The following is a 9,553-nucleotide window of genomic DNA, read 5'->3' as shown; positions in this document are numbered from 1 at the left end:
TAGCCGATAGCCGATAGCCGATAGCCGATAGCCGATAGCCGATAGCCGATAGCCGATAGCCGATAGCCGATAGCCGAACATGGCGTCCCAATGCGCTTGAGCGTTCTTGATCATGCGGAGAGGTGAAGGGTACTTTACCGTCTTGAGCCCTCCAAGGCATTCTGAAGCCTCAGCCCTCGTTCCTATGTTCTGCTTCCTGGAACCTTACCCTAAGAGGCTGTCTGAAAAGTCTATGGTTTGGCGTTGGAGTGCCGGCTTTAGCCGGCTAAAGCCGGCACTCCAGCGTGTGCCACCCGGCTTTTCAGACAGCTTCTAAGAACGGAGCGGTACCATATCATGCCACAGCGCGATATTCGTTACCAAGCCGCGATTGTACGTGACCATCATGTCCTGCTCGTCAAGGTTTACGACCGCACGAACGGTCATCAGTTCTGGATCTTTCCGGGTGGCGGGCGTGAGCCAGATGAGGATGCCGAGGCGTGTGTGCGCCGCGAGGTTCATGAAGAGACGAGCCTGACGGTCATCGTAGAGCGGCTACTTTGGGTGACGCCCGACATTCCTGAGGGTGGCTACACATGGCTGCACACCTATCTCTGTCGCGTCGTCACGGGCGAGGCGCGGCCAGGCAGTGATCCCGATGACGCGCACGATGAGCTGGCAACGATTCGTGACGTGGCATGGTTCGATCTGCGCGATCCCGCGCAGTGGAACCCGGAACTTGCCGCAGCAAAGGCCACGCCGCCTCTGTTGCACCAACTTCGGTCGTTGTTGGGGTATGCATCATAACGCACATTGCGTGATGGCAGCGATGTGCTCTGGTATGCGTACACGTGTCGAGAATCCAGAACGAGAACTATCAAAACCTATGCAACTACACGTTCTTGGTGGTGCCAGCGGTGTCGGTGCCACATGCCACTTGATCCACCTCGCGGGACGGACGCTGCTCGTTGATGCGGGGGTGCGTGTCGATTCACCCGACCGCTTGCCCGATCTGGCATCGCTCGATGGCGTGAGCCTTGATGCCATGCTGGTGACCCACGCCCACGCCGATCATATTGGGGCACTGCCGCTGGTGGCTGCCCGTCATCCCGCCACCCCCATCTATGCGAGTCCCGCGACCATCCGCTTGATGGAGGTGATGCTTGGTGATGCGGTGCGTGTGATGGCAAAGCGGGCCGCCGATGAATTGGAATTGCCGCTCTATGATGAGGCGCTGGTGGCTCAGGTGTTGCGCCAGTTGCGCCCACTATGCGAGGGTGCCCAGACGCTGCCGGAGTTGCCGGGGATCGTTGTCCATGCGGCACGCGCTGGCCATATCGCTGGGGCGCTGAGTCTTGGCTTCGACGCTGCCGATGGCCGTCTGGTGATTTCGGGCGATGTGAGCGCGACGCCGCAGCGCACGATTCTCGGTGCCGCGCTGCCCGCGCCGCGTCGCCCCGATCTGATGGTGCTGGAAAGTACCTATGGGGCACGCATGCATCCCAATCGTGCCCTGGAGGAGCGCAAGCTGGCCGAGGCGGTGGCAACGGTGATTGCCCGTGGGGGCCATTGTCTCATTCCCGCCTTTGCGCTGGGCCGTGCCCAAGAGGTCATCCTGATTCTGCGTGCCGCCCAACGCGACGGCATGATTCCCCCCTTTCCTATTGCGGTGGACGGCCTGGTGCGGGCGGTCTGTGGGGCCTACGTGGCCTTTCCCGATGCGCTGGCCCCAAGCTTACGCCGGTACATCCTCAATGGTGGTCGGGCCTTCTTTAGCAGCATGATCAAGCCGGTCGATTCACCCACCATGCGTGAACGGGTCTTGACCGGCCCACCCTGCGCGATCATCTCCTCGTCGGGGATGCTCACCGGCGGCCCCTCGGTCTGGTATGCCGAGCGGATTACCAGTGATCCCAACGCGGCAATCTTCTTTAGTGGCTATGTGGATGAGGAAGCCCCTGGACGACGCTTGCTCGATCTGGCCGACGCGCCGCCGCATGAACGCCGTCTGCGCCTGAATGAGCAGGAGCTTCCGGTCGCCTGCGAGGTGGGGCGCTACAGCCTCAGCGCCCACGCCGACGGCGATGAGTTGGCGGCCATGGTACGGGCCTTGCAGCCCAAGACGGTCGCCTTGGTGCATGGCGATCCCGAAGCGCGAGCGGCGCTCGCGGCGCGGCTACACAGCATGACGGAGGTCGTGATTCCGCAGGATGGCCAGGTGTTGAGCATTGCGCCGAGCAAGGGGGGCGGGCGACGGGTGGCGGTGCCGCCACCACCGCCGGTTGCGCCGTTGGCAGCGGTTGCCGTTGCGGGCGAGCTGCCCGATGCTGCGGGACTGGAACGACTGTGGCAGGCGTTGCGCGACGGCACCGGGGTGCAGGTGTTCAGTCTGCGCGAGTTGGCGCGGGCGTGGAGCGGGGAGGCGGGGAGTGGTGAGGCGGGGAGGCGAGGAGGCGAGGATGCGGGAGAGGCGGAGGGGACGACGGTTGAGGAGGTGCTGGCGCAACTGCTCAACGAGGGGTCGCCCTTCTTTGCGCCGTTGCCCCATGCCCCTGGCCTCTGGCGTCTGCCGACACCCGCCGAGGTGCGGCGCGCCCAGGCAGCGGGCAGCGGGCGGCGGGGGCCGCGTCCGAACACAACCGCCATCCTCGCCACGGTGGATCGCATCCTCGGCGATCCCCCCGATCTCTACCAGCGCAGCGTGGATCCTGAGATCGGCACAGTGACGCTGCGCTACTTCTTTCCTGATGTGGCGGCGGAGCGCGATGCGGCGCTGCTGGCCCAATTGCAGGCCGAGCTTGGTGCGCCCGTCGAGGTCTGGCCGCAGCCGCACCAGGGGCAATTGGCCGCGTTGGCGCTGGCATTGTTGCCCGCCGGTCTCACACCGGAGCGTGCCCCGGCGATCTTCCATGAGGCACAGCGCCTTGAGGTGCGCTGCACCGGCGACGCCGATGCCACTACGCTGGCGGCGGTTGCCGAGACCTTTGCGGCGCGTAGCGGCTGGGAGCTACGCATCCACACGCCGAGCAGCGCTACGCCTGCGCCCGCGCCCAAAGAGGAGTTCTTCAATCCGCCCCAGGGCACCAAGCCGAGCGAACTCAACGTCGCCCTCACCACCGCCCGTACATGGTTCCCCCCCGAAGCGGGCTGCTACAAAGCCAGCGCCGACCAAGCGAAGCGCACGGTGACGCTGCGCTTCCACTTTCCTGAGGTGGCCCACACACACTACGCAGACTCACTGCGCGAACTCGCTGCCCAGATCGGCTGGCGCATCGGGATCTGGCCGCAGGCACACCAAGAGGCGCTGCTGCGCGCCGCCCGCGAGGCGCTCCCCGCCGAGGTTGCCCTCCAAGGCAACCCCGCCATTCATGCCGCAACCCGCGAAGTCGCGGTGCGCCTAACGGCGAGCGGTGAGGCCGACGCGCTGACAGCGGCAGCCCAAACCTTTCGCGAGCGTACCGGCTGGCAACTCAGGGTGAAGGAGCAGACCTAGCTGCAATACCAGCGCAGGATGCACCGGATGTGGCCCCTGGTGTAACGAAGCGAGGAAGGGGTGGATGCATGAGCGCAGCAACGGCGAAGCAGCATGCCCCCCAGCGATGATCGCTGGGGGGCGTGCTGGTGGTCTTGCGTAGTCGGGCCGACGGAGGGCTTTTCAGAAGAGCGCGATCTGGCTGATGCCGTGGCTTGCTTCGTCGGTCTGGTGGTGCCAGCGCGTAGCAAAGCGCTGCTTCTCCTTCTTGGCAATGATATGTGGCGCGGCGACGTAGCATGCCTCGACCGATAGGCATAGCCCTTCGGGGCGGCGGTGCAGATAGACCCATTCGATCCCGCCTTCTGTCTCAGTTTGGCCTAGACTTCTTCGGTACGCAGCGCATCATGGTTCCGGCGTAGAGTAGCCCGTACTTGGTGAAGTAGTTTGGGGGGATGGAGATGGCGGTTAATAAGTTGCATGATCGCTGCGTAGAACGTATCATTGGGGTGTAGGTGGCAAGATCGCCGCCTACTTCATGTTGGGCTTGGGCGGCATTTCTAACCGACACTCGAAAATCACATTTAATCAGGGCTAACAAAGTGTCAAAATTGCGGTAATCTAAAGTGAAAAAGCAAATTGCAGTGGACGCTTCCTCCGCCAGCGTGCGACGTGCCTGCCATTCCAGCAGGGTCAGTACTTGCAAGGCGATCAGGAAGAGCACCATGATGCCGCGAATACGCTCATCGTACTGCAGGAAGAGCGGCAACACCGGCACCGCACCACGTTTCAACTCGTGCATGGGACGCTCGACCGTCCACTCCTCCCGGTAGATGCCCATGGCCCGCGTCAGCGACACTTCCTCGGCGGTGGCATTGGTCACGTAGACGCGCCAGCCCAGCATGGTTCGATCGGCGGCAATGGCTGGCTCGTTGCGCGTGATCGTGACATGCACGAGGTAGGTGGTGGTTTCGATGACCGGCGTGTCGGCGCTCGGACGCCCACGTCCCGCCTTCTTCCGTCGCGTGATGGGCGTTTCACGCACGCTGACGGTGAAGTAGTCGCGCATCCCCTTGTCGTCCAAGACCTTCATGATGCGTGCCTCGACATCCCCAGCCCGTTCGTCGGCTTTGGGCTGCATCCGTTCGATCTGGGCATTCACCTTCCGCACCCGCGCGTCGAACGCGGTTCGTTGACGCTCCGCATAGGCGGTACTCTGCACCACCATCCAGCGCTCCTTCCACACGACTTCCACGCCCTCAGCAGTGAGACCGCGCATGGTGCGCAGTATCACAAAGCCTTTGCCGACGGTTCGTGGGGTGTCGGGGTCGCTGAGCGTCGGCGGCAAGGTAATGGTCTCCATCATGGACTCTGGCTGGTTGGTCACCTGCTCGCGCAACCACGCGGGCACGTCGCCCGTCATCGGCAGTGGGCTGAGCGAGCGCCCACCACCGTGGGCAATCGTTGCCCGTGTCTCGAGCGCCGATGCCTTACTATCGGCCACAAAGAGGAAGTTGGCGTGGCCCAGCAAGGCAACCAGGTCGAGCCACGCGGGGATGTACAGGGGATCATCGGCGCAATTCCCTGGCACGGTGGTACTCAGCAGCGGCACGCCACCGGGGTCAAGAGTGGTGAGCGCCTGCTTGAACTGCAACAGATCAGGACGCTTGTCTTTGCGGTAGCCAAAGCGCAGCAACGCGGCAGCGCGAAGGCCCTGTGCCTCCTCGTCGGGCGCGTGATGGACACTAAAACTGGTCGTATCCATGCGGGCAATCTCGGTTGGCAGGTCATAGACCCGGATCAGATGGCGTCCGAGGCCCTGTTGCATCGTCGTGGCCTGATCGGGGTCTTCGCCCAGGATGTACAACAGACGTCCGAGCCGATCATCGGTAGCATCCTGCACCCGAATCGGCCAACCGGTCACGGCAAGCAGCGTCGGCAGATGCTCTGCCACCCACGGCTCCAGGGCAGAGAGGCGGTGATCCCGTTCGTGGATCAAGAAGATCAGAAAGATCACGGCAAGTTGACCATAGCTCAGCCCTTCCCACTCGCGATGCGGCGTCCAATGCGCATCAATGTGTTCTTGAATATGCATCTATTGCAGCCAGTGGAACAGGATCGGGATCGTATCAACGCGGGCAATCTGGACATCAGCCATGGGAAACCTCCGGGTAGTCGTCTGTCTCACTCAGTTGTACCACATGGAGCGGCATCCGTCATGCTTGCGCAACAATACCGCATTGTATTTTTTACACAAATCAATAAATGAGAAACTATAGAATCACTATCGAACAAGGAGGTTTATATCTGCATTGCCATTATTTTTGTTTATTGTTGTCGATATTATTGGAAGAAAGACAAGGGAAAAACTATATAAAAGAGGTGTTCAACTCGAACAAAAATACGCACCTGACTCAGAATATGCACTTCTTCATCAAAGAACTTTTTTAGATCATCGTAAAAACTACCGTTTTAATAGATTAAGTATTGCCGGATTTTGGCTTCCTGCTATCGTTGCCTTTACAGATATATTCATTGGAATATTTCTCCTCTATAACGGTTGGACGTTGATCTGAATGCTACTCTATTAATTTCAGGTAAATATTTTTAGGGAAGCAGATGTTGTTGATCGCCCCGTTGCTTTGTCACCCTGAGGGAAGGCTCGTAGGAACATTCCCGTTTGCGCCGGCTGTTACGGCACGGATTTGTGCACTGGTCTTTCTCGTGGCGAACCGATGGCTGTGATTCGGAGATCGTTGCCATCGGGCGCAGTCTAGGCGAGGAGGTTCGTGTCTCGCGGGCCGAAGCATACGCAGATCACGCAGATTATTGCTTCCTCATCTGCGTAATCTGCGGACGATCAGGATGACTTTGCAACTGACATGTCCTCTGTACCATGGCGATGGCATAGGCAAGATGGTCATCGTCGTCTGGCGCATTGCGCCAGCGGCCAAGCTCTTGCCACCATGCGTCAAAGGGGGGGCGGCGCGGATTATTGGGGGGCCACGCGCCACTATCGAGTACCACGCGCACGCCGGAGAGACGACGCAGGTGGGTGGCGGCGGGGGTGGCGACGCTGACCAATTTTTTCATCGTGTTGTCTCTTTCTGCATGCAACAACCCCGCGCAGCAGGGCTGCGGGGGGTTGCGGAGGAACGTCGTTGTTGTGCGGCGGCGACTCACTGACGTCGCATTATGCGACCGCGTAGTCAGTTAATGGCCGTTTGAAGGGAGGATGGAAGGCAAGCACGATCTGGCTCCGAGAAACACCGCGTGCTTCAAGACGGGTGGCAATCCCATCTTCCGTCCCGTCACGCTCGATGTAGGCTTTGTCTGCAACAATGCGTACATGAATGAAGGGAGTGTAGGTGCGGTGTGGCCCTTGCCAACCAAGATAAAGGATTTGGTAGTGATCGTGGATCGAATCGGTGATCAATGCCACCTCAAGATCATCTTCCCCTAGCGGAATGGTCTTCGCCTCATCACTGAGTACCTCAATTATGTGATTTCGGAGTTCCAATGTCTCCATTTCAGAAGGGCCAGTAAATCCTTTTACTTCAACCGCGATCCGCTCGTTCTCCCTGTAGGCGGTAATGATTGTCCGGCTGGCAAAGATGTCAATATAGACTTTGTTATCCCCTAGCTTTATTTCTGGTTGTTCGCGTTCAATATGCCAACCATCCTTTTTACCGTTCTACCACTTTACCGTTCTACCACTTTACCGCTTTACCGCTCGAAAATGAGGTGGTTCTCGCTATTCCGGCGGTCTTCCTGGGTTTTGCGACCAAAAAGACCGTCACCTATGCAACCAGCCCGTGCCAGCGCACGCGAACGCGGGCTACAGCGTGGCGCTCATCCCAGCGCTCAAGCGGCTGGATTTCCGCGCCGAAAGGCAGGCATCCTATGACTGCAACCCTTTATGATGAGGCGCTCACCTTAGCCCTCCGCTTGCCCCTGACCGAGCGCCTGCGCTTGGCGCGGGTACTCACCAGTGAAGCGGCGACAGGAACACCTTCTTGGCCACCACCGGCAGTGATCGTACGCATGCCTACCACGCCAAGCGTGCTTCCCACCGTCTTGATGGGCGGTACGTGGGATTTCCGTCGTGAGGAACTCTACAATGACCGAGGTCGCGCCTGAGCGTCTGTTTGTTGATACCAACATGTTGGTCTATGCTCGTTGGCACGCGGCTCCGCTCTACCAACAGGCTCGCGCAACCTTAGCGGCCTATGTTGAGGCTGGAACCCTGCTCGTGATCAGTCGTCAAGTGTTGCGCGAATTCCTCGCGACGCTCTACCGGCCACGGACGGGGCTTGCCATCGCGGAAAGCTCTAGGGCTGCGCCCCACACCCCGCCGGACGGGAGGAGATGCGAGGGAACCATGTTCCCTCGCTTCCCCCTACCCCTTTCCTGTCACCCGACTCTGGTAGACCAACTCCGCAAGGGCGGTGTCGCTGAGCAGTTCGTACCAGGGGGCGTGGTGCAACATCTCGCGTAGGCGGGCATCCTGTTGGCTCATTTCGTCGCGTAGCTCTTGGGGGATGGGGGTGGCGAGGTTGATGCCACGGGCAATGGCTTCGATGCTCTTGAGCAGCGCGGGGGCTTTGGCAATGCGCTCGTAGAGGTCGGGAAAGCTGGTCTGGATGACGGTGAGCTTGGCCAGCAGCCCCGCCGGGGTAGTGCGCCCCTGGGCGCGGTCGAGGCGCAGGTGCAGGCGGAAGATGTTGAAGCTGCGCTTCACCTTGCGCGGGTTGCGTAGCAGGCCGGTGGTCATCAGGTGTGCCACTTCGTGGCGCTCTTCGTCGCTCAAGCCCTTCACGGTGGGCAGGCGCTGCTGCAAGAAGGCGGTGATTGCATCCGGGGCGAGTGGCGGGAGGGTGAAGGGAATCTGGACAATCTTCTCCAGGTAGTCCCGTTCGGCGACGGGGAAGGGGCCGCTGTGGCCCTCAGCCAGCGCAAACTCTTTGTAGCGCACGCGGATGCCGTGTTCAATAATCTCCCGATCCACACCGAGGACGAAGATGCAGCCCCGAATGTCGAGCAAGACCTTGATCGCCTCTAAGACACCGATGGCCTGTTCGGGCAAGCAGCGGTCGAGGTCGTCAATGAAGATGACCAGCCGCCGCTTTTGGCTGGTGATCAGATCGTTGACGAGGGTGGCCATGCCCGTGCGGAACTGCTCTAAGCTCTGCACCTGTTCGCGGTAGACGCGCAGGCGCTCGCGCTGGAAGAGGTTGAGGAGTTGGTCGGGGTAGTTCTCTGCCCCCGCCGCCTCCCCCGCCTTTTCGACCGCCTTGCCGATCTGACCAAGGATAGGAATGGCGCTAAAGCCTGCACGAATGACCGTATTGGCCACCAGTTTGCCCGCCGCGTCCCACTGGAACTCCAGCGCCCCGTTTTCCTCGCGCTCGACGCTGCGGTAGAGGCTGGCGGTGAGATCGTCGAGGCGCGTGGTGAGCGTGGCGCGGGTGGCAGCGCAGCCCTCGGCATCCATGCTCGTCGGGGGCTGATCCGGCTGCAGGCGATTCTGGTGGTCAATGTAGCCATGCAGCCACGTCGCATCACGTTCAACGAGCAGACGCAACGCCTCAACCACGTCAAGCAGCAGCGCCCGCCAGAGCGCCTCCTGCTGCGCGTAGCGCCAGGCGTCGAACCAGACGGTGGTGCAGCGGTTGTGGTCAAGATCGGTCAAGATCATCTGCATCAGGCTGGTCTTGCCGCTGCCCCACGGCCCGTAGACGCCGAGGGTGAGCGGGGTGTCGCTGATCTCCGCCTCGGTGATAATGGCGGCCAGGGCTTGGGCAGCGGGGGTAAAGCCGAGTTCGTCGTGGGTGGCGGGGAGATCGCCGTAGCCGGAGGGGGTGGTCATGAGAGAACCTTGCATCAGAGGCTGTCTGAAAAGGGTGTCAGTGCCATTCCATGCTACGTGGCACGCGGTGGAGTGTCGGCTTTAGCCGGCTAAAGCCGGCACTCCACCACGTAGCGACCGACTTTTCAGACAGCCTCTTAGACTGGAAGCCACTCCATCACATCACGCCATTGCTCGGCCTCGGTCACATCCCAGTAGACAGAGAGTGTCTCTGCCAACAGGAGGAGCGAGGT

8 protein-coding genes and 1 pseudogene are annotated in these 9,553 nt (G+C 60.8%); 4 read left to right on the top strand and 5 right to left on the bottom strand.

The features are described from left to right. Positions 1-336 precede the first annotated feature (336 nt). Both CJ255_RS19740 and CJ255_RS19735 read left to right on the top strand, forming a co-directional pair. Positions 337-786: an NUDIX domain-containing protein gene (locus tag CJ255_RS19740; RefSeq protein WP_097645805.1), complete on the top strand. Its 450-nt coding sequence runs from the start codon at positions 337-339 to the stop codon at positions 784-786. Positions 787-865: 79 nt separating this feature from the next. Next, positions 866-3,472 carry an MBL fold metallo-hydrolase gene (locus CJ255_RS19735; RefSeq protein WP_165774831.1) on the top strand — a complete coding sequence of 869 codons (2,607 nt, stop codon included), beginning with the start codon at positions 866-868 and terminating at the stop codon, positions 3,470-3,472. Between the two features lie 349 nt (positions 3,473-3,821). Here the strand turns inward: CJ255_RS19735 and CJ255_RS19730 are convergent, their stop codons facing one another. Then, positions 3,822-5,546: an IS1634 family transposase gene (locus CJ255_RS19730; protein WP_097645803.1), complete on the bottom strand. Its 1,725-nt coding sequence runs from the start codon at positions 5,544-5,546 to the stop codon at positions 3,822-3,824. A gap of 217 nt (positions 5,547-5,763) precedes the next feature. Between CJ255_RS19730 and CJ255_RS23030 the strand changes: the two genes are divergently transcribed. After that, on the top strand, positions 5,764-6,027 hold the full coding sequence (locus tag CJ255_RS23030) for a hypothetical protein (protein WP_124682021.1): 264 nt from the start codon (positions 5,764-5,766) through the stop codon (positions 6,025-6,027). Between the two features lie 250 nt (positions 6,028-6,277). Here the strand turns inward: CJ255_RS23030 and CJ255_RS19725 are convergent, their stop codons facing one another. From CJ255_RS19725 to CJ255_RS24980, 3 genes and pseudogenes are all read right to left on the bottom strand, one after another. Further along, a complete protein-coding gene (locus CJ255_RS19725; protein ID WP_097645802.1) occupies positions 6,278-6,544 on the bottom strand; it encodes a hypothetical protein in 267 nt (88 codons plus the stop codon). Between the two features lie 100 nt (positions 6,545-6,644). After that, positions 6,645-6,971: a XisI protein gene (locus tag CJ255_RS19720; protein ID WP_165774830.1), complete on the bottom strand. Its 327-nt coding sequence runs from the start codon at positions 6,969-6,971 to the stop codon at positions 6,645-6,647. 6 nt (positions 6,972-6,977) lie between these two features. Then, positions 6,978-7,127 (bottom strand): annotated as a pseudogene (locus CJ255_RS24980) (element excision factor XisH family protein); the annotation flags it as partial. A 227-nt stretch (positions 7,128-7,354) separates the two neighbouring features. Here CJ255_RS24980 and CJ255_RS19715 point away from each other — a divergent pair. Next, positions 7,355-7,591 (top strand): hypothetical protein, encoded by a 237-nt coding sequence (locus tag CJ255_RS19715; RefSeq protein WP_097645800.1) that lies wholly within the window; start codon positions 7,355-7,357, stop codon positions 7,589-7,591. Positions 7,592-7,850: 259 nt separating this feature from the next. Here the strand turns inward: CJ255_RS19715 and CJ255_RS19710 are convergent, their stop codons facing one another. Next, positions 7,851-9,320, bottom strand: coding sequence for a KAP family P-loop NTPase fold protein (locus CJ255_RS19710; protein WP_165774829.1), 1,470 nt, complete (start codon positions 9,318-9,320; stop codon positions 7,851-7,853). Positions 9,321-9,553 lie beyond the last annotated feature (233 nt).

This window comes from Candidatus Viridilinea mediisalina, assembly GCF_002532535.1.
GTDB classification, from domain to species: Bacteria; Chloroflexota; Chloroflexia; order Chloroflexales; family Chloroflexaceae; genus Viridilinea; species Viridilinea mediisalina.
The sequence above is the reverse complement of the archived record's forward strand: the minus strand, read 5'-3'. Positions and strand labels throughout refer to the sequence as shown.